Source organism: Enterococcus moraviensis ATCC BAA-383 (assembly GCF_000407445.1).
GTDB classification, from domain to species: domain Bacteria; phylum Bacillota; class Bacilli; order Lactobacillales; family Enterococcaceae; genus Enterococcus_L; species Enterococcus_L moraviensis.
The window spans coordinates 1,218,025-1,242,459 of record NZ_ASWB01000001.1 but is presented as its reverse complement, the minus strand read 5'-3'; the positions used below and the strand labels follow the sequence as shown (position 1 = coordinate 1,242,459).

The window sequence follows — 24,435 nt, the reverse complement described above, 5'->3', positions numbered from 1 at the left end:
CACACTTCTTGCTTTATATAAAAGTGTAAGTACAACAAAACTTAGAAGGAGTGGTAAAAATGGCTAAAAAAACAATTATGTTAGTATGTTCAGCAGGAATGAGTACAAGTCTATTAGTAACAAAAATGCAAAAGGCAGCAGAAGATCGTGGGATGGAAGCAGATATCTTTGCAGTATCCGCATCAGATGCAGATAATAATTTAGAAGCGAAAGATGTAAACGTATTACTTTTAGGCCCACAAGTTCGTTTCATGAAATCACAATTCGAACAAAAATTAGCACCTAAAGGAATTCCATTTGATGTGATCAACATGTCAGATTACGGTATGATGAATGGCGAAAAAGTGTTAGATCAAGCAATTGCATTGATGGATAAGTAAAAATAAAAAACGAACGGAGTTACAAACGTGGAAGATCAACAAAATTTAGAAGCAGTAATGGGATTAATCATGTATGGAGGCAATGCTAAAAGTGATGCAATGGAAGCGATTGCGGCAGCAAAAGCAGGCGACTTTGAATTAGCTGACCAAAAAATTGCCGATGCAGAAGAGTCTTTAGTTCAAGCGCATCATTCTCAAACAGGAATGCTAACGCAAGAAGCACAAGGAAATCATATTCAAGTAACCTTATTGACAGTTCATAGTCAAGATCACTTGATGACATCGATCGCTTTTACGGATTTAGCGAAAGAAATCATTGATCTATATCGTCGTATGGATAACGAATAAGCGTTTATATTTTCTTTTTTGAACGGAAGAAAATGGTCGTTAAAGTTTTTTGAACGGGACTTTAACAACTTACATTGTTTTAAGGAGTTTAATCGCTCTTTAAATAAATATTATTTATAGGAGGAATTAAAAAATGGATGGATTAACAGCCTGGATGGAGAAATACATTCTACCTGTGGCCGGTAAAATTGGTGCGCAAAAGCATTTAGTTGCACTACGTGACGCCTTTATTGGTACAATGCCGGCAACAATGGCAGGGTCGATCGCCGTAATGATTAACGCGATGATTCGTGACCTGCCGCAACAATTTTTCTCTGATTATGCAGCAAATCTTGCAGCAGACAAAGGGATTTTCGCAGTTATTAATGTCATTATTGGGATCAACGGATTTGTTTGGAATGGTACTTTGGCAATTGCAGGTTTGATTTTTGCCTTTTCTTGGGGGTATAATCTAGCAAGAGCATACAAAGTAAACGACTTAGCGGGTGGTATCGTTGGTTTGGCAACATTGATTCAAGGAATTGCTTTTGCTTATTCTAATACTTTAGAAACAGCTGTTCCAAAAGAATTAATGAACACAATCAATGAAAACTCAGCAACAAGTGGTTGGTCAGCAACAGCTGAAGGCTTAACAGCAGGCGGTTGGGGTTGGTTGAAATTAGATCACTTAAATGGGAACGCATACTTCACAGTAATGATCATGGGTGCTATTTCTGTTATCATCTTCTGTAAATTAATGTTGGCGAACATTACGATCAAAATGCCTGATTCAGTTCCGCCAGCAGTATCAAAGGCTTTCGCTGCTATTTTACCTGCAACGATCGCATTATATGTTATTGCAATTATTAACTTTGTAGTAGGTAAATTGACAAACGGACAATTGATTATCGATCTAGTTCAAAAATATATTGCAGAACCTTTCTTGGGATTATCTCAAGGTTTAGGCGCTGTATTGATCGTAACGATTTTCGTTCAAATTTTCTGGTTCTTCGGTATCCATGGTCCAAACGTATTGGCACCAGTTTTAGAAGGTATTTGGGGACAAGCACAATTAATCAATATCGATATTTTCCAAAAAGGCTACAAAGGCTTAACTGGTACGCCAGCTGTCTTGAAAGCTATTGATGATGGAAAAGCGTACATGTGGGTTCGTGGTTCATTTGATGCCTTTGCATGGTTTGGTGGTTCAGGTGGTACGATCGTCTTGATCATTGCTATCTTGCTATTCTCTAAACGTGCAGATTACCTAACAGTTGGTAAATTATCATTAGGACCTGGTATCTTCAACATCAACGAACCAATCATGTTTGGTTTACCAATCGTATTAAATGCAATCATGTTTGTACCATTCTTAGTAGCACCAGTTGTTGCAACATCAATCGGCTGGTTAGCAACTTACTTTGGTTTAGTAGCACCAGTATCACAACAAGTAACATGGGTTGTGCCTCCAATTTTGTTATCATTCTTAGCAACAGGAGCTGACTGGAGAGCACCAATCGTAACAATCGTATGTATGGTTGTAACGTTCCTAATCTGGACACCGTTTGTTATTGCGGCTAACAGAATGGAACCAACAGACTTTGAATAAAAAAATTAAATAGTATGTTGCTTTCACTTCACACGAGGTGAAAGCAACAGCTTTATTGTTAAGGAGAGGTTAAAATGATCACAATCGCAAGTGCAATGCAACAAGAAGAAATCAAGAACTTATTAGAAAGCTATGATGGTGGCGATTTTACATACACTTTCAAAGAGAAAAAAGGAATCAAATTAGCATTTGATGTAACAGGAGACAAAGAAGAAGCAGCTAAAAAAGCAAAAGAAATCATCAAAGCACAACCTTGGGGCGGTGTCTTGTTCTTCCAAGCAGCTGCAGTTTAAAAAGATTGGATGGATGTAAAATGGTAAGAAATGGTTTATTTGTATGTAGTATTGGCTTAATTATAATCTTATATGCGCTTAATCCTGCATCAATGCAATATGATTTATTAAGTATGACTACAGGTATTTTCTTAGTAGTTGTTGGAGGTTACTTTTTCTTCAAAGGCAGAAAGAAAGAAGAACAAAATAAGAAAGAGAATAACGAGGTGAAAAGATAATGGAAATAGTAAAAAAAATGAATATTCCTGCATCTGTTTTTTATGACCAAGTCATGGATTCTGTTTTGTTTGATATACGAAAGCATACGGGCAAAAGTTTAACAAGAAAACAGCTAAACAACTTTGAATATGTTAAGCAATTCTCTAAAAATAGCAGAGCGCGGATCAAAGTAGAAAAACTTGTTGAAAATACATCTTACCATTTTCGCACATCTACAACAAAAAATGATTTCTTAGTTCAATATGATATCAAACCGTTAGATGAAAAATCTTGTGAAATTCGTTATAACGAAAAAATGGAATCTTATGGATTTTTACAAAAAATGAACGATGCCGTACTTGGAACGATACTTATGTTCTTTAAAAAGCGCCAATTTACTAAAATGTTAAAAATGATGGAAGAGTCATATTGATGAGAGTGTCATAGAGGCACTCTTTTTTTTGCGCATTTTTTACACACAAAATACACAGTGTAACGTGTGTGTAAAACAGTGTGTTTAGAAAGCGCTTTATAATGACGGCGTTTTGGTCTAGATCAATTTGGCATGCTTTTTGCTCATTATAAGAATGTAAGGTTATATTGATACGATATTTTGGTAGTGGGTTTCTTATTTATTGGGAAGTATGAAGCGGATTTAAAAAGGGACTCCTTTTTAAATAAATAAATTTTTTTGGAGGACAAAAAATGAATGGATTAACAGCGTGGATGGAAAGGTACATTTTACCAGTAGCTGCGAAGATTGGGGCGCAAAAACATTTAGTCGCGCTCAGAGATGCTTTTATTGGGATGATGCCAGTTACGATGGCTGGAGCCATAGCCGTGTTACTAAATGCATTTATGCGTGACTTCCCTAACACATACTTAGGGGAAGGCAATGGAATTACGAGTTTCTTTACGCCCGTGATTGCGATCAATGGTCTAGTTTGGACGGGAACCTTAGCGATCATGGCTGTTGTTTTTGCAGCTTCACTAGGGTATAACGTTGCCAGAGCGTATGATGTTGATGCGTTATCAGGGATGTTAGTATCATTAGCGGCATTTTTTATTGGGTTACCGCAAAGTGCAACAGCAACCGTTACGTTAGCTGAAAAATTGCCAAAGAATATTGCTCAACTTTTTACTGATGCAGGAGCGACAGTGAATACGGTAGATGGTGTTTCGGCAGTTGATGCAGGAGCATGGGGGTATTTCCCATTTAGTAAATACATGGGTGGAACAGGCTTATTTACTGCAATGATTTTTGGGTTTATATCTGTTATTATATTTGCTAAATTGATTAAGAAAAATATAGTTATTAAAATGCCGGATTCAGTACCTCCAGCGGTTTCAAAAGCATTTGCTGCAATTATTCCAGGGGTAACAGCATTATACGTTTCAGGATTGATTTATCATGTATTTGAACAACTAACAGGGAAATTATTGATTGACTGGATATCTGAATCGATTCAGACACCGTTATTGGGGCTATCTCAAGGATACGGAGCTGTCTTATTGATTGTCTTGTTAGTGCATGTCTTGTGGTTCTTCGGACTTCATGGAACGAATATCATGTCACCTGTTTTACAATCGATTTATGGTGTTGCGATGGTTGATAATACCAATGCCTATCAACAAGGACAAGAAATTCCCTATAAATGGGTTGCAGGTTCTTTTGAAGCGTTCGTTTGGCCTGGTGGTGCTGGTGTTACCTTAGTCTTGATTATCTCGATTTTACTATTATCGAAACGTGCAGATTATAAAACAGTCGGCAAACTTGGCATAGGTCCTGGTTTATTCAATATCAATGAACCAGTGATGTTTGGGATGCCAGTCGTATTGAATCCAATTATGTTGATTCCATTTATTGTAGCGCCGTTAGTAACAGCTACGATTGCTTATTTTGCTACTATGGCTGGACTAGTTAATCCAGTTGTTGTGAATGTGATTTGGGTAATGCCAACAATTATCAGCGGTTTCTTGGCAACAGCAGGGGATTGGCGTGCAATTGTGTTAACCATTGTCAATTTAGCTGTCGCATTTGTGATTTGGGCGCCGTTTGTTATTGCGGCAAATAAAATGGATCCAAATCTAGGAGAGCCAGAAGAGTAAAAATGAAAAATTTATTTTAAGGCTTGTTAGTGTAGGCTATTATAATAAATAAATGTAAGTAAAAGAGATTAGGAGCTGATGTTAGTCGTCATATCCTAGTCTCTTTTTTATGTTCAGAAAGTCAGCTTTTATTCTGGACAACAGTTCATATTGGAGTACAATGAAAAGTAAATTGTTACTTTTTAGTTAGGGTGGATCACAATGGAAAAAAAAGTACGTATTATGGACGAAGAAAATATAGATGAAATGTTTGATTTAGCTGCTTACGCGTTCAATGCTGCGACAACAGAGAAACGCAAAGAACATTTTAAGAAAATTGTTGCACATTCTTTAAATTATGGATATTTTTCAGACGATAGTCTAACGAGTCAGATTATTTCTACGCCATTCAACGTAGCATTTCATGGAACAAGTTATCAGATGGCTGGGATTGGTTGTGTTTCTTCTTATCCAGAATATCGCGGACAAGGTGGTATTTCGACTATTATGAAACAACTGTTAAGGGAGTTAGCCGAAAATAAAGTAGCATTAGCCTATTTGGCGCCGTTTTCTTATCCTTTTTATAGAAAATATGGTTTTGAGCAATTATTTGAACAGATTCACTATACGATCAATGCCACAGATTGGCCAAACATAAAAGCAAGTCCGGGGAAAATGCGACGTGCAAAGTATAAAGAAGCTAAGGAAATTTGTAATAGAATCTATTCTAGTCTACCAAATAATCAGCGAGGAGCAGTTATCCGAGAGGCTTGGTGGTTGGATTACACAATTGGCTCAACGGAAGAAAATAAATTTGCTCTTTATGAAGACGAACAAGGAGAAGTACAGGGCTACTTAATTTACCAATCTAGTGCAGAACGTTTTGTTATTAAAGAATGGGGCTTTCTGAACAATCATGCTTTTCAATCCATAATGGGTTTTATCGGTTCACATAATGGTTCGTCACGAGAATTTTACTTAGAAGCGGGATTTGATGGGGAAGATTTAAGTTACTTGATGCCATCTCCTTTGGTAGAAATGAAGATTACTCCTTATATGATGGGGAGGATCGTTAATTTAGAGTGCTTTATACGTAAATATCCTTTCAAAGCAGGGAGTAGAGAAGTATATTATGTTAAAGTGGAAGATGAGTATGCTTCTTGGAATGACGGAATCTGGACGTTATCTATTGATGAAATAGGGCAAGGAAGTGTAAAAAAACATGAGGCGAATGCATCAGCTGTTAGTGAAGAAGAATTGATTGTGACTACGATACAAGCTATGACACAACTCTTTATGGGCTATCGCACAGCGAATGCGTTGAGCTTTTATGGAAAAGTTGCAGGAAACGATAAGCTACTTCAGGCATTAGACCGACGTTTAGTAAAAGGAAAACCAATTTTAGCAGATTACTTTTAAAAAACAGGCTAAGTGAGTGGATTGTTTCATTACTCACTTAGCCTATTTGAATTTATACATCCTTTTGATCATTCTCTTTTTTTCCCTCATGTTCTTCTAAAGCCTCTTTGATAATTTCTTCTTTTTTCTGTTTATAATCGTCTTGACGTTCTGCGATAACTTTTTCTTTCGAATCTTCTGTCATATATAATCCCTCCGTTTCGTTGTTTAGCAGAAATGGTATGGTTTAAGCATACCATCGAAAGAGCGACTTTACGAGCGTTTTGATTTTAAGCAGATGACTAGCGAAAGATCATTTAAATCCTTATAATATAAGTATAAAGAAACGTTTAAAAGTGAAAGAATGAAAGGTAGTGAGAGACATGAGTAAAACGAAAGAAGAAAAAGTAGCAAGAAATGGTAAAATCGGTAAAACCTTAGCTGTAGTTATGGGTGGGCTTTATTTAGTCAAACTGTTAAAAGGCAAAAAGCAAGTTAAGAAATAAAGAATCATAGAGAAAGTAATGCTGATGGTTAGATCAGTGTTGCTTTCTTTTTATTTTCATTGACACTGGCTGAAAAGACTTCTAAAATAAGAAAGTAAATGTTCTCGTAGCTCAGTAGGATAGAGCAATCGCCTCCTAAGCGATAGGCCGCTGGTTCGATTCCAGTCGGGAACGTGTGAAACACCTGTCAAACATTGTGTTGACAGGTGTTTCTTTGTGCAAAAAACTATGCTAAATAGTTTCTAAACGTCCATTTTATAAACCAATATTTTAAGGGCATATGTATGGTAATCATAAGGATAATCAGGTGAGTACTGGCAATTTAATGAAAATTTAAAGATAAATGTTTAAAATGACTATTGTAATATATTAGCACTATATTATATAATTATTATGTTAGAAAGAAAGGATAGTGAGAAAATGAAAAAGGTTAGTCTATTATTGTTAGGTTTATCATTGTCGTTATCATTATTTGGAGGAGCTCCAAGTGTTATGGCGGCAGAAGAGATTACAACTGAACCATACGGAGAGATGCAAAGCGCAGAAATATTGCCAAATGATGAGGCGGAATTAGCAGATTCATTGCCACAAACACGTGCTGCAGCATCGACATCAGTCACTTACCGTACACACGTACAAGATATTGGCTGGCAAGGTTGGAAAAGCAATGCTCAAGTATCAGGAACATCTGGTAAGAAGAAACGCTTAGAAGCGATTCAACTGAAAGTTCAAAATTCTCCATATAGTGGAAATATTGAATACCGTACACACGTACAAGATATTGGTTGGCAAGCTTGGAAGAAAAATGGTCAATCATCAGGAACATCAGGTCAGAAAAAACGTTTAGAAGCAATCCAAATCAAATTAACTGGTCAAATGGCTCAAGTATATGATGTATTTTATCGTGTTCACGCCCAAGAATTTGGCTGGATGGGTTGGGAAAAAGGTGGAATACCTTCAGGAACATCAAAATACTCTTATCGTCTAGAAGCAATTGAAGTGAAACTGGTTCCTAAGAAAAACTACACAACAATCAACTATTCTGGAAAAATGTCATATAGAGATAATAAAACATTCGCTGGTGAAATCAATTATAAATCAGTGGGCGTTCCAAAATCAATGTTGAGTAACTCTTTGAAATTATTTAAAGATGCTAAATCAATTAATGCTTACGTTGAGAAAGAATTAAAAGATGGTAACCGCAAAGCGATTGCTTGTCAAACATATGTAATTAGAAGAGGGCTTACAACAATCGGCTATACTGCTGAATTTTACTTCCCTTATTAATAAGTAAAAAGCTGAAACCAACAGTGGTAAAATGTTGGTTTCAGCTTTTTTATGTTATGCCCAATCTCCATTACGGAAAATTGGAACACGTGTACCATCCGCTCGTATTCCGTCAATATCCATTTTGTCTGACCCAATCATAAAGTCAACATGAGTTTGACTTCGGTTAAGTCCAGCAGCTGTTAATTCTTCTTCACTCATGTCAGTTCCACCTTGTAGATTAAATGCGTATGCAGATCCAAAGGCCAAGTGATTAGAAGCATTTTCGTCAAAGAGAGTATTGTAGAAAATGATGCCAGATTGAGAAATTGGTGATGGATCTGGTACTAAAGCAACTTCACCTAAATGACGAGCGCCTTCATCAGTCTCAAGTAATTTCGCTAATACTTCTTCCCCTTGTTCAGCTGAAAAATCGATGACTTTTCCATCTTTAAACGTAAACTTCATTCCAGAAATAGTTGTTCCAGCATAGCTTAACGGTTTACTACTGGAAACGACACCGTCAACATGACGACTGTCAGGTGCTGTGAATACTTCTTCTGTCGGCATATTCGCCATGAATTTTTCACCGCGAGCATTGTCACTGCCAGCGCCTTCCCATAAATGATTTTTCGGTAAACCGATCACCAAATCCGTGCCTGGAGCAGTATAGTGTAATGATTCAAATTGTTCTTTATTCAATTCATCTGCTTTTGTAGCAAGTTTGTTATCATGTGCTGCCCAAGCAGCTACGGGATCGGCTTCATAAACACGAGTTGTTTTAAAGATTTCATCCCAAAGAGCATCAACTTGTTGCTCTGAACTATCAAGATTTGGGAAAACTTTAGCTGCCCATTCTTTTCCAGCTGCTGCAACAACAGTCCAGCTAACTTTGTTTGCTTGCGTTGCTTTCCTCAAATTAATCAAAGCTTTACCAGATGCTGCTTGAAAAGCTGCAACTCGGTCAGTATCAACCCCAGCAAGTGCATCTGGATTAGCAGAGACAACACTGATACGGCTAGCACCTTTACTGACCCAGTCATCTGTCTGGTCTATTTTATATTGAGGGACATTTTCTAAATATTTTTCATCTGCATGAAGTAGAAATTCACGTTGAATGATATCGTCAGTCCACTGAACGATTACTTCACTAGCACCTAATTTATATGCTTCTTCTGTAATCAATCGTGCTAAGGGTGCTTGATCAACACTGATTTGTAAAACGATGCTTTGTCCTTTTTGGACATTGACACCTGTTTCAGTAATAAGTCTAGCATATTTGTTTAATGTCTCATTAAAATTTGGTAACGTCATAGAATAACCTCCTAGTTTTCATTCATGTAATCGAGAATATCATAACACGTAGATGACCTGAACTCAAACATTCAAGAAGGGGAAATCACGTATTTAATTCTAGAAAAAACCTCTGTAAACTCCCATTTAATCAAATAAATAAAATAATTTAAAATAAAGGACTAGTATTTTGCAGAATAAACAAATCGTGTTACAATAACTATAGTATTGATATGGAAGCGTTGTAAAGGATAGGTAGAGGGGATTGAAAGATTATGGCAAGAAAAAAAACAATTACTAAAGATCAGATTTTAAATGCTGCATACGAAGTAGTGGCCACAGAAGGCTTTTCGAAATTCACCGCACGAAACATTGCAACCAAAATGAAATGCTCAACACAACCTATTTATTTAGAATTCAAGAATATGGACGATTTAAAAGAAGAATTATTTGAAAAAATCCATCAATATTTAGCAAAGGAAGTATTCCCGATAACACATACGGATAATACGATTGTGGATTTAGCTTTGAATTATATCCACTTTGCTAAAAATGAAAGCAGGTTATATCGTGCTCTTTATTTAGAAGAGTATGGTGGCGGAAAAAGAATGCAAGAATTTTCGTATAGCTATTTTTCCAACGCAGTTAAACAAGACCCGGCTTATGAAAAATTAAGTGATACAGAAATTAATTCTCTTCACATGGGAACGTGGATTGTTGCGACAGGTATTGCGGCATTGATGACTTCTGGTATTATTCACCCAAGCGACCAACAAATCGAGCGCTTGATGAGAGAGGCCATCGATCAAATTTTAGAGCGAGAAAATCCAATCGACATTGATAATTAAATTAGAGTAAAAAGAGAGTGGAACAAAACTGATCGTAGTTTTGTTCCACTCTTTATATGCAATCATGCTTAGAGCTAAACGCCTCGAACTCTTTTTGGTTCAACGGGCTATTTTGCAGCTTCGGCTAACTTTTTCGCAAAGGCTTCAAGTTTTTGAATGTCTTCTTCTTCAGCAGCAAGATCGACTTTTACACTATCAGCACCTTTGGTAGCACCGATTTTTGTGAAAACAGCATCGAAGTCGTCCACCGACTTACAAAACTCATCATAAAAAGTATCTCCAGAACCACAGACACCATAAGTTTTTCCTGACAGATTGATTTCTTGTAGCTCTTCATAGAAATCAACGATTTCATCTGGCAATTCGCCATCACCATATGTGTATGTTGCAATCACACATATGTCTGCATCTTCAAAATCTTCAGGATCGACTTGTGTACATTCATTGATTTCTACTTCAATATCTAAATTTTCTAAAGCTTCCGCAACGATATCTGCGATTTCTTCTGTATTTCCAGTCATACTTGCATAAACGATTTTAGCTAAGGTCATTAGATTTCCTCCTTCAATAATACAATCTTGATTATATCAGAAGAACGAAGGGTGTGTAAATTACAAAATTGAGAATAGAAACGAAGAAATTACTTCTATAGCAGTGTTTAAGAGAGCCTATGGAAAGAAAAAAGAATGAAATCTATTTTTAACAACTACTTTTCAGTGAAATTTTCATAAATTATGATAAAATACTCTTATATGAAGATTATCTAGATCCGCGGGTCAGTTTCTATGAAAAAGATAAGTTATGTTCCTGACAAGAAAAGGGCACAAATATATTCCTTTATTTTTATAGGGCTGAACGAACCCACTGCGCTTTTATATTATCTAGCTTAAAGAGCTAGCTTCTCAGGAAAAATTAAAACGTAATGGTGATAAAGTGCATCCCCTTTATTTTTCTATTTTCCAGTTTATGCTACCCACGCTCTTTCAGTTTTTAAATTTTTAGGAGGACGATATTGAATGATTACATTAAAATCACCAAGAGAAATTGAAATGATGGATGAATCTGGAGAATTGCTGGCAGATGTTCATCGTCATTTACGTACATTTATTAAACCAGGTGTTACGAGCTGGGATATAGAAGTGTTTGTAAGAGACTTTATTGAAAGCCATGGCGGAATTGCTGCTCAAATTGGTTTTGAAGACTATAAATATGCTACTTGTTGCAGTATCAATGATGAAATTTGTCATGGTTTTCCTCGGAAAAAGCCATTGAAAGATGGCGATTTGATCAAAGTCGATATGTGTATCGATTTAAAAGGAGCTGTATCAGATTCATGTTGGGCTTATGTTGTCGGTAAGTCAACACCTGAACTAGATCATTTAATGGAGGTAACGAGAAAAGCCTTGTACCTTGGTATCGAGCAAGCACAGGTGGGGAATCGTATCGGTGATATTGGTCATGCTATCCAAACGTACGTTGAAAGTGAAAATTTATCTGTGGTAAGAGATTTTGTAGGGCATGGTATTGGGCCAACGATTCATGAGAGTCCAGTTATTCCGCATTATGGTGAAGCAGGTAAAGGCTTGCGCTTGAAAGAAGGCATGGTCATTACGATCGAGCCGATGGTCAATACAGGAACGTGGCGTATGAAAATGGACCCAAATGGTTGGACAGCATATACGTTAGATGGTGGAATCAGCTGTCAATTTGAACATACATTGGCTATTACGAAAGACGGGCCAAAAATTCTGACTTCTCAAGGAGAAGAAGGAACATATTAAGGAATTAGAGGAGAATTTTATGAAACTGGTGGACAAAGTAAAAAAAAATGAAAAGCTAATGCGGTTCATTGAAACAACACAACATCGTATGATTGATTCAGAGATTGGAAATACATCTGTCGTTGTAGCGTACTATTTACTTTTGTCCCTATTTCCTCTATTGATTGCGGTGGGAAATCTCCTGCCGTATTTACATATTGATCCAAACGAAGTATTGCCTTACATAGCTGAAGCAATCCCCAAAGCTATTTTTGATGATTTGAAACCAGCGATTCAGTCGTTGTTGACTCAACGATCTGGTGGTCTGTTATCGATTTCTGCATTAGCGGCGTTATGGAGTGCTAGCCAAAGTATCAATGCTTTACAAACAGCAATGAATAAAGCATTTGGTGTTGAACAACGCAAAAATTTCATTATCGTTCGCATTATGTCTTTAGTTGTGATTCTTTTGTTTATGATTGCGATTGTTGGTGTTGTGGGGGTTTTAGGTCTAGGGAAAACGATTTTGGATTTACTACAACCGATTTTGCATTTTTCAACGGATTTTATTGATACCTTCCAAGCGTTGAAATGGCCGATCACGTCATTCGTTTTATTAGTTATTATGTGTTTGATCTATCGTGTTGTGCCAAATGCCAAATTAACGTTCCGTTCAATCATACCAGGAGCAATTTTTGCAACTGTGGGCTGGATGTTATTATCACAGGCTTTTGGAATCTATATCAAATATTTCAGTTCGAAAATTGCGAGTTATCAAATTATTGGTAGCTTTATTATCTTGATGCTGTGGTTGAATTTTGCCGCAACGATTATTATTTTAGGTGGTATCATCAATGCAGTTGTCAAAGAATATATATCAAATGAAAAAATTCAGCATCGTTATGGTCTGATCAATCGACTAATAGATAAAGTAAAAGAAAAACGAAAGAAATAGACTGACTATTTTTGCTTCTAATTAAATAAGTAGAGGATTTGATTCGTCCAAAATGGTGGAAACACTTGTTCCAACTTGTAAATGTGAAAGGATTCGGTATAATATACGATGTACATTAAGAAAGTAGGTTCATCATGTCGATGTTTATTTATGAAATTTTTATCCGTCTATTTCTGACGTTTATTTTATCTTTGATTACAACGCCAATTGTTAAATTACTGGCATTTAGAATAGGGGCATATGATGCTCCTGGTGAAAGAAGAGTGAATACTAAAAATATGCCAACAGCTGGCGGTCTAGGTATTTATTTTGTCTTTTCATTTTCTTGCTTAGTCATGTTTCAGTCGATTATCCCATTCAATTATATATGGCCAATCATCTTAGGCGCAGGAATTGTTGTTGCTACAGGGTTGATCGATGATATTTATGAACTATCGCCAAAGAAGAAAACAATAGGTATTTTACTGGGTGCTTTGGTGATTTATTTTGTTGCAGAAATTCGGATTGATGTTGTGACATTACCATTTTTTGGACATATCGATTTACGCTGGTTTAGTTTACCACTAACGTTATTTTGGATATTGGCTATTACGAATGCAATCAACTTGATCGATGGATTGGATGGACTTGCATCTGGTGTTTCGATCATCAGTTTAGCTACAATTGGTGTGATTGGCTATTTTTTTCTTCATGCGAAAACAGTATACATCCCGATTGTGATTTTTGTTTTAGTCGCGAGTATTGCAGGTTTTTTTCCTTATAATTTTTATCCAGCGAAGATATTTTTAGGGGATACAGGGGCGTTGTTTTTAGGATTTATGATCGCAGTCATGTCTTTACAAGGGTTGAAGAATGCTACGTTTATTACCGTAATTACGCCGATGATCATTTTAGGTGTACCAATTACAGATACCGTATATGCGATCATTCGTCGCTTGATGAATAAACGACCGATTTCGTCGGCTGATAAAATGCACTTACATCACCGTTTACTTTCACTAGGCTTTACGCATAAGGGCGCTGTGATGACGATTTATGGTTTAGCATTAGTCTTTTCGTTTGTCGCATTGCTATTTAGTTATGCAAGTAATGTTGCGTCCATATTATTGATTGTCTTTAGTGCGATTGGCTTAGAGTTGTTTATTGAAATGATCGGACTTGTTGGAGAAAATCATCAACCGCTGATGTATATTTTACGCATGTTTGGAAACCGAGAGTTTCGACACCAGCAACTAGAGAAACGTTTAGGGAAACATTCTAAAAAAAAGTAAAGTAATTTCTGAGCATCTTTGCTGGGATTTTATGCTGTGCTATAATTTATTGATTAGGTAAAATGAAGGAGCGGGACAAAACTCAGCAAGTTTTGCTCCGCTTTCCTAAAGTTCAACTACGTGGATAGTACATAGGAATAAAAAGAGTTTTATACATAAAGAAAAGTTTCCTAGTGACAGACGTCATTACTGTAAAAAAATTAGGCAGGGAATACTTCACTTTAGGTGAAGCTAAGCTGAATAGTTTGGCTTGATTCATCTTAATTTAAATGGGGTGCAAAAATATGAATGATAGAATAACAATTTCCATTGTTACTCACAATAGCCGTCATATTTTTGATGTGCTGAATAATTTAAAAAATGAATTAGGTTTGGAATCAAATTATGATATACATATATTTGATAATGCTTCTGAACAAAGTTATATAGAGAAACTGGAAAGCTACGGTACCTTTATCTCATTACATAAGTCTAAGGAAAATAAGGGCTTTGGTTATGGGCATAATCAAGTACTAAAAAAGATCGATACGCGTTATGCGGTTATTTTTAATCCGGATGTTTTACTTACGAAAGCGACACTAGATGAGATGATTCGTCGGATGCAAGAAAATGATCAACTAGCTGCTGTTTGCCCAAAAGTTCTCAATACGGATGGAAGTACACAATACTTAGTTCGTCAAAAGTTGGACGTTTTTGATTATATGTTGCGGTTTGTTCCATTCAAATCAGTTAAAAAGTTATTTGATAAACGTCTAAGTTATTATGAATGTCGCGATTTACCAGATGATCAAACGTCCTATATAAAAATGGGGTCAGGTTGTTTTATGGTGATCGATGTTGACAAGTTTAAGGAGATTGACGGTTTTGATGAACGTTTCTTTATGTATTTTGAAGATAACGATCTGTGTTTGAGTTTTGGAAAAGCCGGCTATAAAATTTTGTATACTCCTTTTGAAACGGTGACTCATTTATATGAAAAAGGGGCCCATAAAAACAAGCAATTATTTAAAATTTTTTTACAATCGATGGTGAAGTTTTTTAACAAATGGGGTTGGAGGTTTTTCTAGTGGAGAATACATTGGTTATTACAATCGTTTTGTATCAAACTAAATTCTCTAAAACGCCAAGTTATGAGTACCTAAAAAAAATCATAAATGAACAAAGACCAGTTTATTTGTTCATTTATGATAATAGTCAAAAAGCGCAAGAGGATGAATTGTTTCATAAGGAAAATGTTTATTATGTACATGATGAAACTAATCCTGGTCTAGCTAGAGCGTACAATGCAGGAGCTCAATATCTTGCAGAAGTTCAAGGAGAACTAATGCTATTACTCGATCAAGATACATTGGTAGAGGAAGCATATCTTGAAATGCTCTGTAGTTTGAAATTAGCTGAAGACATCGGTGCGTATGTGCCAATCGTTCATTCACATGGTAGACAAATCTCCCCTTTGTTTTCTGATAAATATGTTGGGCGTCAGTCTGAGTTACCAAAAGTAGGTACGTATTCTGAAAGAATCATGAGTATCAATTCTGGCACAGTGCTTCCAAAGACCACACTTACTAGCATTGGTTCGTTTAATTTGGACTTTCCTTTGGATTTTTTGGATCATTGGCTTTTCTGGGAGATTCATCGATTGAACAAAAAAATCAGTGTTGTAGACTATCAGCTGGAACATGATTTATCGGTGTTAGACTACCAAACGATCAGTAGTGAACGATACGAATCGATTATTCGTGGTGAAACGTTGTTTTATCAGAAATATGATCAAGATAAATTTTATAGTCATAAAAGGCAGTTGATTTTAAGGACGATCAAACAATTTTTGCGTGTAAAAAACCGCAAAATTTGGCGACGGACATTAGTAGAATATCGATCCTTAATGAAAGGAAAATAAATGATCTCAGTTTGTATTGCAACCTATAATGGAGAAAAGTATTTAAAAGAACAACTTGATAGTATAATCCCTCAATTAACTGCTCAAGATGAGTTGATTATATCAGACGATGGCTCTAAAGATACGACAATGGAAATAATAAAGCGCTATGCAGCAAACGATTCTCGGATAAAAGTATATAAAGGCCCTGGTAAAGGTGTGATTGCGAATTTTGAGTTTGCTATCAATCAAACTCAGGGAGAATTCATATTTTTAGCAGATCAAGATGATGTTTGGTTACCCGAAAAAGTTCAAACAAACTTGGATTTTTTCAAGGCGCATCCTAAAATTGATTTAATTATCAGTGATTTAGTCATTGTAAATGAACAGTTGGACGTGATTGAACCTTCTTATTTTGAGTATCGAAACGTAAAACTAGGCTTTTTTCACAACATCGTGAAAAATAAATATATTGGTGCTGGTATGGCTTTTCGCAGTCGGTTAAAAGCAAGAATACTGCCAATACCGGCTAAAGTTCCGATGCATGATATGTGGATAGGCTTGATAGCCGCTTATAGAAACAAAAGTGCATTGATTCCAAAAGAGCTGACATTGTATCGCCGACATAACAACAATGCGAGTGAAATAAACACAAAAGCGAGTTTTTATCAACAACTTAAATGGCGTTTGGCAATTAGTTTTGTGCTGTTCAAAAGAATTTTTTTTAATTCGTAAAAAACGACTACTTTACAGTTTTGTAAAATATTCTTAAAATACATGACAATCATAGCTAATAATGCAATAATAGCATTTAGTGATGTTCGTAAATAACAATAAAATAAATTAGTATAAGGAGTTTTTTCATGAAAGGGATCATCTTAGCTGGAGGAAGTGGAACCAGACTATATCCGTTAACTAAAGCTACATCAAAACAATTAATGCCTATCTATGACAAACCAATGATCTATTACCCAATGTCGACATTGATGTTAGCTGGGATCAAGGAAATTTTGATTATTTCAACACCAGATGACACACCTCGTTTTGAAAGTTTATTTGGTGATGGTAAAGACCTAGGGATTCATATTGAATATGCTGTTCAAGAAAGTCCAGATGGTTTAGCGCAAGCATTTATTATTGGTGAAGAATTCATTGGTGATGATAGTGTATGTTTAGTTTTAGGTGACAATATTTATTATGGCGGCGGCTTATCTAACATGTTGCAACGCGCAGCATCGAAAGACAATGGAGCTACTGTTTTTGGCTACCATGTCAATGATCCTGAACGTTTTGGTGTGGTTGAGTTTGACAACCAAATGCAAGCTCTTTCGATTGAAGAAAAACCTGAGAAACCAAAATCTAATTACGCAGTGACTGGTTTGTATTTTTATGACAATGACGTTATCGAAATAGCGAAAAATATCGAACCTTCAGACCGTGGTGAATTAGAGATCACAGATGTCAATAAAGTGTATTTGGAAAAAAATAAATTATCCGTTGAAGTGATGGGACGTGGCTTTGCATGGTTAGATACTGGTACCCATGAATCACTTTTAGAAGCTTCGACTTTTATTGAAACGATTGAGAAACGCCAAAATTTAAAAGTAGCTTGTTTGGAAGAAATTGCCTATAGAATGGGCTATATCACAAGAGAGCAGTTAATTGAATTAGCACAGCCATTGAAAAAAAATGGTTATGGACAATACTTATTACGATTGGCAGAAACAGATTAGGGGCGAATAGAATGAACGTTATTGACACAAAATTACAAGATGTAAAGATCATTGAGATGGACGTTTTTGGTGATCACCGTGGTTTCTTTACTGAAAGTTATTCGAAAGAGAAATTTGCAGCACAAGGATTAGATTTTGATTTTGTGCAAGATAATCATTCTCTTTCAAGTGAAGCAGGTGTATTACGTGGATTACATTTTCAAAAAGGTGAGGCAGCTCAAACGAAACTAATTCGTGTTGTAACGGGTGCTGTTTTGGATGTGATTGTGGATATTCGTAAAGGCAGTCCGACATATGGACAGTGGGAAGGCTATATTTTATCAGAACACAATCATCGTCAATTGTTAGTCCCTAAAGGCTATGCACATGGTTTTGTAACCTTGACACCAAACGTTAACTTTATGTATAAATGTGATAATTACTATAATGCTGCTGCAGACGGTGGCATTGCTTTTGACGATCCGAATTTAGCGATCGACTGGCCAATTGATATTAAAAAAGCAATTACGTCTGAAAAAGATAAAAATCACCCAACATTAAAGGAATTTGAAGCTGAAAATCCTTTTGTTTATGGTGAAATCTAAGGGAATTTAGGAGAGATCTTGAAGATGAAAAACATCATTGTTACTGGTGGAGCTGGCTTCATCGGATCAAACTTTGTTCACTATGTAGTGAACAACCATCCAGAAGTTCATGTAACTGTATTAGATAAATTAACCTATGCAGGAAATAAAAAAAATCTTGAAGGACTACCAACAGATCGAGTTGAGTTAGTTGTTGGTGATATTGCTGATGCTGAATTAGTCGACCGTTTAGTTCAAAAAACAGATGCAGTGGTTCATTACGCGGCGGAATCTCATAATGATAATTCGTTGAATGATCCATTTCCATTTGTACAAACAAACATTATTGGTACTTACACGCTCATCGAAGCTTGTCGTAAAAACGATGTACGTTATCACCATGTGTCAACAGATGAAGTTTACGGCGATTTACCATTGCGTGAAGACTTGCCAGGACATGGTGAAGGTGCAGGAGAGAAATTTACGGCAGAAACGCCGTACAATCCATCTAGCCCATACTCTTCAACAAAAGCTGGATCAGATTTATTAGTAAAAGCTTGGGGCCGCTCATTTGGACTAAAAGCAACCATTTCCAATTGTTCGAATAACTATGGTCCATATCAACACATCGAAAAATTTATTCCACGTCAAATCACGAATGTTTTGAGCGGAATCACACCTAAATTATATGGCGCAGGGAAAAACGTTAGAGACTGGATTCATACAAATGACCACTCTTCAGCTGTTTGGACGATTCTAACTAAGGGTGAACTTGGTCAGACTTACTTGATTGGCGCTGATGGAGAAGAAGATAATAAAACCGTAATGGAATTGATATTAGAATTAATGGGCCAACCAAAAGATGCTTACGAGCATGTAAATGATCGCCCAGGCCATGATTTACGTTATGCAATTGATTCATCAAAATTACGTGAAGAATTAGGTTGGACACCTGAATTTACTAATTTTCATGATGGATTAGCGGACACAATAAAATGGTATACAGAAAATTCAGATTGGTGGGAAGCTGATAAAGCAGCTGTTGAAGCCAACTATGCGAAAAACGGTCAATAAATCATGCTTGTTGCTTGGGATCTAGAGAAGCAGTTGGATCAGATTTTAACCGAGTATGATTAAAATAATGAGTTGTTGAGCGTGGAACAAAACTAAAAATTGGTTTTGCTCCACGCTCTAAATGCGAATCAGGCGCGAGACAGAAGAAAAATGATAGGATTTCTTCATCGATTTTTTGTCTTGCTTCTTTTCATTCAAGGAGGAAATAAACATGATACTTTTAACTGGCGGTAATGGACAACTTGGCACGGAGTTACGTCATTTGTTAGATGAACAAGGCGTGGAATATGTTTCCACAGATTCAAAAGAATTGGACATTACAGATGCGGAAAAAACGATGGCATTTATCGTAAACTTAAAACCTGAAGTGATTTATCACTGTGCAGCTTATACGGCTGTGGATAAGGCAGAAGACGAAGGAAAAGAACTGGACGAAAAAATTAATGTCGATGGTACACGCAATGTAGCGGAGGCGGCAAAAGCAGTGGGTGCTACGCTGGTTTATATTAGTACAGATTATGTTTTTGATGGTACTAAAAAGGATGATATGTATAAGACGGATGATCAAACGAATCCACAAAATGAATACGGCCGTACAAAATTATTGGGTGAACAGATTGTACAAGAAATTATGGAAAAATATTATATTATCCGTACATCATGGGTGTTTGGACAGTATGGCCACAATTTCGTATTCACAATGCAAAAACTTGCTGAAACACGCGATCAATTAACAGTCGTTGATGACCAATTTGGCCGTCCAACGTGGACAAGAACATTAGCTGAATTTATGGTTTTTGTTATAAATGAAAAAGCACCTTATGGTATCTATCATTTATCAAATGACAATAGTTGTAACTGGTATCAGTTTGCAAAAGAAATCTTAAAAAATAGCACGACAGAAATTTTACCTGTAGATTCTAGCAAGTTCCCACAAAAAGCTACCCGACCTAAATATTCCGTGATGGATCTTAGTAAGACGAAAGCACTAGGATTTGAAATTCCGACTTGGGAAAAAGCGTTGGATGATATGTTAAGTAGTATCGAAAAATAGGGGGACGAAAAAGTTGGCTTTGGGGAAAAAATTTTCAGGGTGGTTCATGGTAGCCTTAAAAGAAAGATGGAAGTATTTAGTAGCACTGCTTATAATTTTCACAGTGTTTACACTCTATTTTTTTCAGTTTTCTGGTATCCCTAAAAAGATTATATTATTGACAGGTTTATTTAGTATTTTAGGCATCTTATTAATTGGTAAAAATTTAGCTAAAAGTACTTTTGGGATTATTGTGCTGATGGGCACATTGTTTACCTTTATCACACCAGTTCTAGATACGCCAGATGAACACGCTCATTTTTCAAGAGCCGTGTATTTATCAGAAGGGCATTTTGGGATGAGTGATCAGGCAGACGAATTAAAAATTTCTAAGGATTTTAAAGTTGTTTTAGATCGAGTCCATCATAATTACCATAATGATCTAAAAAAACAGAAACATTCACAAAAACAAAATCGAGAAACGATTATTTCACTTACTGCAACTTATTCGTTTATTAGTTATGTTCCACAAGCAATTGGTTGGTCATTAGGGAGAATCATGAATATCAATCTGTATTGGAGCTTTTATTTAGGCAGATTGGTCAATTTGATTGTTTACGCTATTTTATCTTATTTTGCAATAAAGAATGTTAAAAAGTTTAAGGTTCCAATGGCAGTGGTTGCCACGTTACCGATGGTGGTTTATTTAGCGGCTTCCTATAATCAAGACGGTGTTTCGTACGGATTAGTTTTCTTAGCATTATCTCTATTTATTAATTTTATTACGGATGACTCAAAAATTGAAGCGAAGGAAATAGGTCTGTTTGTCCTCTTATGTTGTATTTTAGCTACTTGTAAATTACCTTACGTGATGTTAGCAGGAATCTTGCTCTTTATTAAACCGAGTCAATATAAAAATAAAAAAACATACTTATTTGCGATAGGTGCTGTCGTTGCAGCGGCAATAATAGCGTTACTTTGGTATTATTATTTTACAACATTTACACCAGCAAATAGAGTAGCAGAAAAAGATCCGACAGAACAGTTGAAATTTATGGCGCATAATATTCCTACAGCAATCAAGTTAATGTTTTCTGGTATAGTCGATTCAATAAGTAAGTACTTGGAATTATTTACATTTGGTTGGTTTTCTTATGGATCACCACACATTGCGTTTATGTATTTGGTATATATTGGAGGATTATTTGTCTTTTATCCATTGGAGATAAAAGCAAAAAATCATTTGAATTCTTTCGGTGCTGCAGTTGTTATGTTGGGGATTATTTTTGCCATTAATTTAAGTCAGTATTTAACCTGGACACCTGTAGGGCTTGGGGTAGTAGAAGGAGTGCAAGGACGATATTATATTGGTTTACTTGTCTTGTTACCAATATTTGTAAACAGTTCGAAGCTTTTTTATCCTCAAACAGAATTGACTGAACAAAAAGAATGGATGAAAAAGTCAGAATATGCGCAAAATATTTGGGTTTTATCTATAGCAACGTATTTCTTAATGACAATGATATTACTCACTTTAGGAAATTATTATAGAGGCTGATTATAAAGGAGTAAAATGAATTGAAAATATTATTGATTATACCTGCATACAATGAAGAGGAAAATATTTTAAATACGATATTGTCTATTGAAACGTTTAAAAAAGAAAATAGCCATCGTTATTCTTATACGGTTGATTACGTTGTGATCAATGATGGCTCAACAGACGGTACACAAGCTATTTTAGATGAAAATGAAATCAATTCTGTCCAGCTAGTCGCAAATCTTGGGATAGGTGGAGCCGTTCAAACAGGGTATAGATATGCTGAAGAAAATGGATATGACATTGCTGTTCAGTTTGATGGAGATGGACAGCATGACATCCACAGCTTAGATTCTGTTGTTCAACCAATCATCAAAAATGAAGCAGATTTTGTTATTGGTTCAAGATTTTTACCAAATCAAAAAGCCGCGTTTCAAACGACCTTCATGCGACGTGTTGGAATTAAGATTTTGTCGTTCTTGATTTACCTTTCATCAAGAACAAAAATATATGATGTAACTTCAGGATACCGCGCTTGTAATAAAGAAATCATCACTTATTTTTCAAAAAAATACCCGACTAGTTATCCTGAACCAGAATCGACGGTTCATTTACTTAAAAAGAAATTTAGAATTAAGGAAGTTGCAGTTAATATGATGGAACGTTCTGGTGGTCAATCATCGATTCGTTCATTTACTTCAGTTAAATACATGTTTGAAGTAAGTATTGCAATCATCGTGTCAGGTTTTATGCGGGAGGGAGATTAATGAGTGCGGTTTTAAGAATAGAATTATTGCTCTTCTCATTGCTCTTTTTTGTTTATATTATCCGTTCGGTCAATAAGAATATCTTCTTATTAAAAAACGCTATTAGGTGGTTATTTATATCAGCTAGCTTAGTTCTGTGTGCTATTTTTCCTAAATTGCCAGAATGGCTAGGTAAAAAATTAGGATTTGAAACAACGTCTAATTTTTTGTTGATTGCAGCTATTTTCGTTTTGCTGTTTATTGAAATCAAAAACTCAGCATTGCTTTCGAAACAGCAAAATCAACTAAAATTATTAATTCAAGAACTTTCAATGTTGAAAGATAAAAAGGAGAAAAAATAATGTTCTTATTCTTAATATACGTCGTTTTATCGACTTCAGGTTTGATTTTAGTCAAGTTAGGTTCTCAAGCGAATTCAATTCAGATTACGAATGCGGTTTTTTCTTTTTCAATGTCTTTCACAACAATCATTGGCTTTTTATGCTATATGTTTAGTTTTGTATTATGGATGGTTATCATTAGTAAATCAGAAGTATCGTATATCGTTCCGATGGGTGTCGCGTTTACTAATATTGCTGTTTTAATTGGCTCTAAGCTCATTTTACAAGAACAAGTGTCACTTGGAACTGTAATTGGAACAGGTGTCATTATTTTAGGAATCGTGATTATTCAATTAGCAAAGTAAAAGCCCGCTAAATGGGCTTTTTCTCCTTAATTATTAAGAAAATACTTACATAACTTGAAAAAAGAGCGCATATTCTTTAAACTAGTAATGTTATGCAACTCATTTTAAGTATAAATTTAAAAGCGATGGAAATAGGAAAGGAACAGAGTCAATGATACGAGAAACACTATCCATTTTTAAAAATATTTTTGAAAATAGAAAACTATTGATCCAGTTTTCGTTTAATGATTTTAAATCAAAATATGCAGGTTCAGCGTTGGGGATCATCTGGGCATTCATTACGCCTTTGGTGACCGTTTTGACTTACTGGTTTGTTTTTTCGCAAATACGACAACAAGGGGCTAATGAAGAATACCCTTTTATCGTATATCTCGTGACAGGATTGATTCCATGGTTCTTTTTCTCCGACTCATTGTTGTCAGCAACAAATGTTTTTAGAGAGTATAGCTATCTTGTAAAAAAAGTAGTGTTTAATGTACAGATTTTACCAACATCAAAAATTCTTTCAAGCTTATATACACATTTATTTTTTATTGTGATTGGTTTTGGGATTACCTCATTAAGTGGTATTTATCCATCATTACAAAGTATTCAATTGATCTATTATCTATTTTGTCTGATCATTTTCTTAACAGGTGTAACATGGCTCACTTCTTCCACACAACCATTTCTACCAGATATCATGCAATTTATCAATGTAGCAATGCAAACGATTATGTGGACGTTACCTATTTTATGGCAGCCTTCAGGTTGGATCGAAAAAGTGTTAAAATTAAACCCACTTTACTACATTATTCAAGGGTATCGTGATTCATTTACTGGTGGCGCTTGGTTTTGGGAACATTGGCAGTATGGTTTGTACTTCTGGGCCTTTACAATCGTTCTTTTGCTAATTGGTTCAACTGTATTTAGACGTTTGAAACCACATTTTTCTGATGTATTATAGTAAAAAAATAGTACGTAGACCTA

Annotated in this window: 29 protein-coding genes and 1 tRNA gene; 27 read left to right on the top strand and 3 right to left on the bottom strand. The window is 35.7% G+C overall.

What is annotated here, in order from left to right; translation table 11 throughout:
* Window positions 1–59 precede the first annotated feature (59 nt).
* The 8 genes from I586_RS05835 to I586_RS05800 all read left to right on the top strand — a co-directional run bounded on the left by I586_RS05835 (window position 60) and on the right by I586_RS05800 (window position 6,314).
* A complete protein-coding gene (locus tag I586_RS05835; RefSeq protein WP_010764085.1) occupies window positions 60–380 on the top strand; it encodes a PTS sugar transporter subunit IIB in 321 nt (106 codons plus the stop codon).
* A gap of 27 nt (window positions 381–407) precedes the next feature.
* On the top strand, window positions 408–728 hold the full coding sequence (locus tag I586_RS05830) for a PTS lactose/cellobiose transporter subunit IIA (protein WP_010764086.1): 321 nt from the start codon (window positions 408–410) through the stop codon (window positions 726–728).
* A gap of 133 nt (window positions 729–861) precedes the next feature.
* Entirely contained in the window at window positions 862–2,316 is a 1,455-nt protein-coding gene (locus tag I586_RS05825) for a PTS sugar transporter subunit IIC (RefSeq protein ID WP_010764087.1), read from the top strand.
* A gap of 74 nt (window positions 2,317–2,390) precedes the next feature.
* On the top strand, window positions 2,391–2,609 hold the full coding sequence (locus I586_RS05820; RefSeq protein ID WP_010764088.1) for a hypothetical protein: 219 nt from the start codon (window positions 2,391–2,393) through the stop codon (window positions 2,607–2,609).
* 20 nt (window positions 2,610–2,629) lie between these two features.
* The gene (locus tag I586_RS05815; RefSeq protein WP_010764089.1) at window positions 2,630–2,827 is read left to right on the top strand and encodes a DUF3188 domain-containing protein; all 198 of its coding nucleotides are present in this window, start codon (window positions 2,630–2,632) and stop codon (window positions 2,825–2,827) included.
* Entirely contained in the window at window positions 2,827–3,240 is a 414-nt protein-coding gene (locus tag I586_RS05810) for a DUF3284 domain-containing protein (protein ID WP_010764090.1), read from the top strand. Before I586_RS05815 ends, I586_RS05810 begins: the two co-directional genes overlap by 1 nt.
* Before the next feature lie 272 nt (window positions 3,241–3,512).
* The gene (locus I586_RS05805; RefSeq protein ID WP_010764091.1) at window positions 3,513–4,916 is read left to right on the top strand and encodes a PTS sugar transporter subunit IIC; all 1,404 of its coding nucleotides are present in this window, start codon (window positions 3,513–3,515) and stop codon (window positions 4,914–4,916) included.
* Window positions 4,917–5,117: 201 nt separating this feature from the next.
* Window positions 5,118–6,314, top strand: a complete 1,197-nt coding sequence (locus I586_RS05800; RefSeq protein WP_010764092.1) for a GNAT family N-acetyltransferase — start codon at window positions 5,118–5,120, stop codon at window positions 6,312–6,314.
* Window positions 6,315–6,366: 52 nt separating this feature from the next.
* Here the strand turns inward: I586_RS05800 and I586_RS17520 are convergent, their stop codons facing one another.
* Window positions 6,367–6,498 (bottom strand): hypothetical protein, encoded by a 132-nt coding sequence (locus I586_RS17520; RefSeq protein ID WP_010764093.1) that lies wholly within the window; start codon window positions 6,496–6,498, stop codon window positions 6,367–6,369.
* A 178-nt stretch (window positions 6,499–6,676) separates the two neighbouring features.
* Between I586_RS17520 and I586_RS17515 the strand changes: the two genes are divergently transcribed.
* The 3 genes from I586_RS17515 to I586_RS16920 all read left to right on the top strand — a co-directional run bounded on the left by I586_RS17515 (window position 6,677) and on the right by I586_RS16920 (window position 8,086).
* Window positions 6,677–6,799 carry a hypothetical protein gene (locus I586_RS17515; RefSeq protein ID WP_010764094.1) on the top strand — a complete coding sequence of 41 codons (123 nt, stop codon included), beginning with the start codon at window positions 6,677–6,679 and terminating at the stop codon, window positions 6,797–6,799.
* 100 nt (window positions 6,800–6,899) lie between these two features.
* Window positions 6,900–6,973: transfer RNA gene (locus I586_RS05795), tRNA-Arg, on the top strand.
* Between the two features lie 246 nt (window positions 6,974–7,219).
* On the top strand, window positions 7,220–8,086 hold the full coding sequence (locus tag I586_RS16920; RefSeq protein ID WP_010764095.1) for an Ig domain-containing protein: 867 nt from the start codon (window positions 7,220–7,222) through the stop codon (window positions 8,084–8,086).
* Between the two features lie 54 nt (window positions 8,087–8,140).
* Here I586_RS16920 and I586_RS05785 read toward each other — a convergent pair whose 3' ends face one another.
* Window positions 8,141–9,379, bottom strand: coding sequence for an aminopeptidase (locus tag I586_RS05785; RefSeq protein WP_010764096.1), 1,239 nt, complete (start codon window positions 9,377–9,379; stop codon window positions 8,141–8,143).
* Between the two features lie 254 nt (window positions 9,380–9,633).
* On the opposite strand from I586_RS05785, the gene I586_RS05780 reads away from it, so the two are divergent.
* On the top strand, window positions 9,634–10,206 hold the full coding sequence (locus tag I586_RS05780; protein ID WP_010764097.1) for a TetR/AcrR family transcriptional regulator: 573 nt from the start codon (window positions 9,634–9,636) through the stop codon (window positions 10,204–10,206).
* Between the two features lie 107 nt (window positions 10,207–10,313).
* Here the strand turns inward: I586_RS05780 and I586_RS05775 are convergent, their stop codons facing one another.
* Window positions 10,314–10,757: a flavodoxin gene (locus tag I586_RS05775; protein WP_010764098.1), complete on the bottom strand. Its 444-nt coding sequence runs from the start codon at window positions 10,755–10,757 to the stop codon at window positions 10,314–10,316.
* A 465-nt stretch (window positions 10,758–11,222) separates the two neighbouring features.
* Here I586_RS05775 and map point away from each other — a divergent pair, with 465 nt between their 5' ends.
* The 15 genes from map (at window position 11,223) to I586_RS05700 (ending at window position 24,412) form a co-directional block, all read left to right on the top strand.
* A complete protein-coding gene (gene map / locus I586_RS05770) occupies window positions 11,223–11,987 on the top strand; it encodes a type I methionyl aminopeptidase (RefSeq protein ID WP_010764099.1) in 765 nt (254 codons plus the stop codon).
* A 19-nt stretch (window positions 11,988–12,006) separates the two neighbouring features.
* On the top strand, window positions 12,007–12,921 hold the full coding sequence (locus tag I586_RS05765) for a YihY/virulence factor BrkB family protein (protein WP_010764100.1): 915 nt from the start codon (window positions 12,007–12,009) through the stop codon (window positions 12,919–12,921).
* A gap of 134 nt (window positions 12,922–13,055) precedes the next feature.
* Window positions 13,056–14,192, top strand: coding sequence for a glycosyltransferase family 4 protein (locus I586_RS05760; protein ID WP_034701598.1), 1,137 nt, complete (start codon window positions 13,056–13,058; stop codon window positions 14,190–14,192).
* Between the two features lie 284 nt (window positions 14,193–14,476).
* On the top strand, window positions 14,477–15,259 hold the full coding sequence (locus tag I586_RS05755) for a glycosyltransferase family 2 protein (protein ID WP_010764102.1): 783 nt from the start codon (window positions 14,477–14,479) through the stop codon (window positions 15,257–15,259).
* Complete coding sequence (locus I586_RS05750) at window positions 15,259–16,092, top strand: glycosyltransferase (protein ID WP_010764103.1); 834 nt, start codon at window positions 15,259–15,261, stop codon at window positions 16,090–16,092. The genes I586_RS05755 and I586_RS05750 overlap by 1 nt, the downstream gene beginning before the upstream one ends.
* On the top strand, window positions 16,093–16,806 hold the full coding sequence (locus tag I586_RS05745) for a glycosyltransferase family 2 protein (RefSeq protein WP_010764104.1): 714 nt from the start codon (window positions 16,093–16,095) through the stop codon (window positions 16,804–16,806).
* Between the two features lie 128 nt (window positions 16,807–16,934).
* Window positions 16,935–17,804: a glucose-1-phosphate thymidylyltransferase RfbA gene (rfbA, locus tag I586_RS05740; protein WP_010764105.1), complete on the top strand. Its 870-nt coding sequence runs from the start codon at window positions 16,935–16,937 to the stop codon at window positions 17,802–17,804.
* Between the two features lie 11 nt (window positions 17,805–17,815).
* Window positions 17,816–18,388, top strand: coding sequence for a dTDP-4-dehydrorhamnose 3,5-epimerase (rfbC, locus tag I586_RS05735; protein WP_010764106.1), 573 nt, complete (start codon window positions 17,816–17,818; stop codon window positions 18,386–18,388).
* Between the two features lie 24 nt (window positions 18,389–18,412).
* Window positions 18,413–19,441 (top strand): dTDP-glucose 4,6-dehydratase, encoded by a 1,029-nt coding sequence (gene rfbB / locus I586_RS05730; protein WP_010764107.1) that lies wholly within the window; start codon window positions 18,413–18,415, stop codon window positions 19,439–19,441.
* A gap of 211 nt (window positions 19,442–19,652) precedes the next feature.
* On the top strand, window positions 19,653–20,495 hold the full coding sequence (gene rfbD, locus I586_RS05725; RefSeq protein WP_010764108.1) for a dTDP-4-dehydrorhamnose reductase: 843 nt from the start codon (window positions 19,653–19,655) through the stop codon (window positions 20,493–20,495).
* Between the two features lie 13 nt (window positions 20,496–20,508).
* Window positions 20,509–22,032, top strand: coding sequence for a DUF2142 domain-containing protein (locus tag I586_RS05720; RefSeq protein WP_010764109.1), 1,524 nt, complete (start codon window positions 20,509–20,511; stop codon window positions 22,030–22,032).
* A gap of 20 nt (window positions 22,033–22,052) precedes the next feature.
* Entirely contained in the window at window positions 22,053–22,781 is a 729-nt protein-coding gene (locus tag I586_RS05715) for a glycosyltransferase family 2 protein (RefSeq protein WP_010764110.1), read from the top strand.
* Window positions 22,781–23,122 (top strand): DUF2304 domain-containing protein, encoded by a 342-nt coding sequence (locus I586_RS05710; RefSeq protein ID WP_010764111.1) that lies wholly within the window; start codon window positions 22,781–22,783, stop codon window positions 23,120–23,122. Before I586_RS05715 ends, I586_RS05710 begins: the two co-directional genes overlap by 1 nt.
* Window positions 23,122–23,466 carry a hypothetical protein gene (locus I586_RS05705; protein ID WP_010764112.1) on the top strand — a complete coding sequence of 115 codons (345 nt, stop codon included), beginning with the start codon at window positions 23,122–23,124 and terminating at the stop codon, window positions 23,464–23,466. The genes I586_RS05710 and I586_RS05705 overlap by 1 nt, the downstream gene beginning before the upstream one ends.
* A gap of 151 nt (window positions 23,467–23,617) precedes the next feature.
* Complete coding sequence (locus I586_RS05700) at window positions 23,618–24,412, top strand: ABC transporter permease (RefSeq protein WP_010764113.1); 795 nt, start codon at window positions 23,618–23,620, stop codon at window positions 24,410–24,412.
* Window positions 24,413–24,435 lie beyond the last annotated feature (23 nt).

What these genes read in the sequence shown, in the direction of transcription:
- I586_RS05835 (WP_010764085.1), top strand. Translation starts at nt 60, where the DNA reads ATGGCTAAAAAAACAATTATGTTAGTATGTTCAGCAGGAATGAGTACA.
- I586_RS05825 (WP_010764087.1), top strand. Translation starts at nt 862, where the DNA reads ATGGATGGATTAACAGCCTGGATGGAGAAATACATTCTACCTGTGGCC.
- I586_RS05820 (WP_010764088.1), top strand. Translation starts at nt 2,391, where the DNA reads ATGATCACAATCGCAAGTGCAATGCAACAAGAAGAAATCAAGAACTTA.
- I586_RS05815 (WP_010764089.1), top strand. Translation starts at nt 2,630, where the DNA reads ATGGTAAGAAATGGTTTATTTGTATGTAGTATTGGCTTAATTATAATC.
- I586_RS05810 (WP_010764090.1), top strand. Translation starts at nt 2,827, where the DNA reads ATGGAAATAGTAAAAAAAATGAATATTCCTGCATCTGTTTTTTATGAC.
- I586_RS05805 (WP_010764091.1), top strand. Translation starts at nt 3,513, where the DNA reads ATGAATGGATTAACAGCGTGGATGGAAAGGTACATTTTACCAGTAGCT.
- I586_RS05800 (WP_010764092.1), top strand. Translation starts at nt 5,118, where the DNA reads ATGGAAAAAAAAGTACGTATTATGGACGAAGAAAATATAGATGAAATG.
- I586_RS17520 (WP_010764093.1), bottom strand. Translation starts at nt 6,498, where the DNA reads ATGACAGAAGATTCGAAAGAAAAAGTTATCGCAGAACGTCAAGACGAT.
- I586_RS17515 (WP_010764094.1), top strand. Translation starts at nt 6,677, where the DNA reads ATGAGTAAAACGAAAGAAGAAAAAGTAGCAAGAAATGGTAAAATCGGT.
- I586_RS16920 (WP_010764095.1), top strand. Translation starts at nt 7,220, where the DNA reads ATGAAAAAGGTTAGTCTATTATTGTTAGGTTTATCATTGTCGTTATCA.
- I586_RS05785 (WP_010764096.1), bottom strand. Translation starts at nt 9,379, where the DNA reads ATGACGTTACCAAATTTTAATGAGACATTAAACAAATATGCTAGACTT.
- I586_RS05780 (WP_010764097.1), top strand. Translation starts at nt 9,634, where the DNA reads ATGGCAAGAAAAAAAACAATTACTAAAGATCAGATTTTAAATGCTGCA.
- I586_RS05775 (WP_010764098.1), bottom strand. Translation starts at nt 10,757, where the DNA reads ATGACCTTAGCTAAAATCGTTTATGCAAGTATGACTGGAAATACAGAA.
- map (WP_010764099.1), top strand. Translation starts at nt 11,223, where the DNA reads ATGATTACATTAAAATCACCAAGAGAAATTGAAATGATGGATGAATCT.
- I586_RS05765 (WP_010764100.1), top strand. Translation starts at nt 12,007, where the DNA reads ATGAAACTGGTGGACAAAGTAAAAAAAAATGAAAAGCTAATGCGGTTC.
- I586_RS05760 (WP_034701598.1), top strand. Translation starts at nt 13,056, where the DNA reads ATGTCGATGTTTATTTATGAAATTTTTATCCGTCTATTTCTGACGTTT.
- I586_RS05755 (WP_010764102.1), top strand. Translation starts at nt 14,477, where the DNA reads ATGAATGATAGAATAACAATTTCCATTGTTACTCACAATAGCCGTCAT.
- I586_RS05745 (WP_010764104.1), top strand. Translation starts at nt 16,093, where the DNA reads ATGATCTCAGTTTGTATTGCAACCTATAATGGAGAAAAGTATTTAAAA.
- rfbA (WP_010764105.1), top strand. Translation starts at nt 16,935, where the DNA reads ATGAAAGGGATCATCTTAGCTGGAGGAAGTGGAACCAGACTATATCCG.
- rfbC (WP_010764106.1), top strand. Translation starts at nt 17,816, where the DNA reads ATGAACGTTATTGACACAAAATTACAAGATGTAAAGATCATTGAGATG.
- rfbB (WP_010764107.1), top strand. Translation starts at nt 18,413, where the DNA reads ATGAAAAACATCATTGTTACTGGTGGAGCTGGCTTCATCGGATCAAAC.
- rfbD (WP_010764108.1), top strand. Translation starts at nt 19,653, where the DNA reads ATGATACTTTTAACTGGCGGTAATGGACAACTTGGCACGGAGTTACGT.
- I586_RS05710 (WP_010764111.1), top strand. Translation starts at nt 22,781, where the DNA reads ATGAGTGCGGTTTTAAGAATAGAATTATTGCTCTTCTCATTGCTCTTT.
- I586_RS05705 (WP_010764112.1), top strand. Translation starts at nt 23,122, where the DNA reads ATGTTCTTATTCTTAATATACGTCGTTTTATCGACTTCAGGTTTGATT.
- I586_RS05700 (WP_010764113.1), top strand. Translation starts at nt 23,618, where the DNA reads ATGATACGAGAAACACTATCCATTTTTAAAAATATTTTTGAAAATAGA.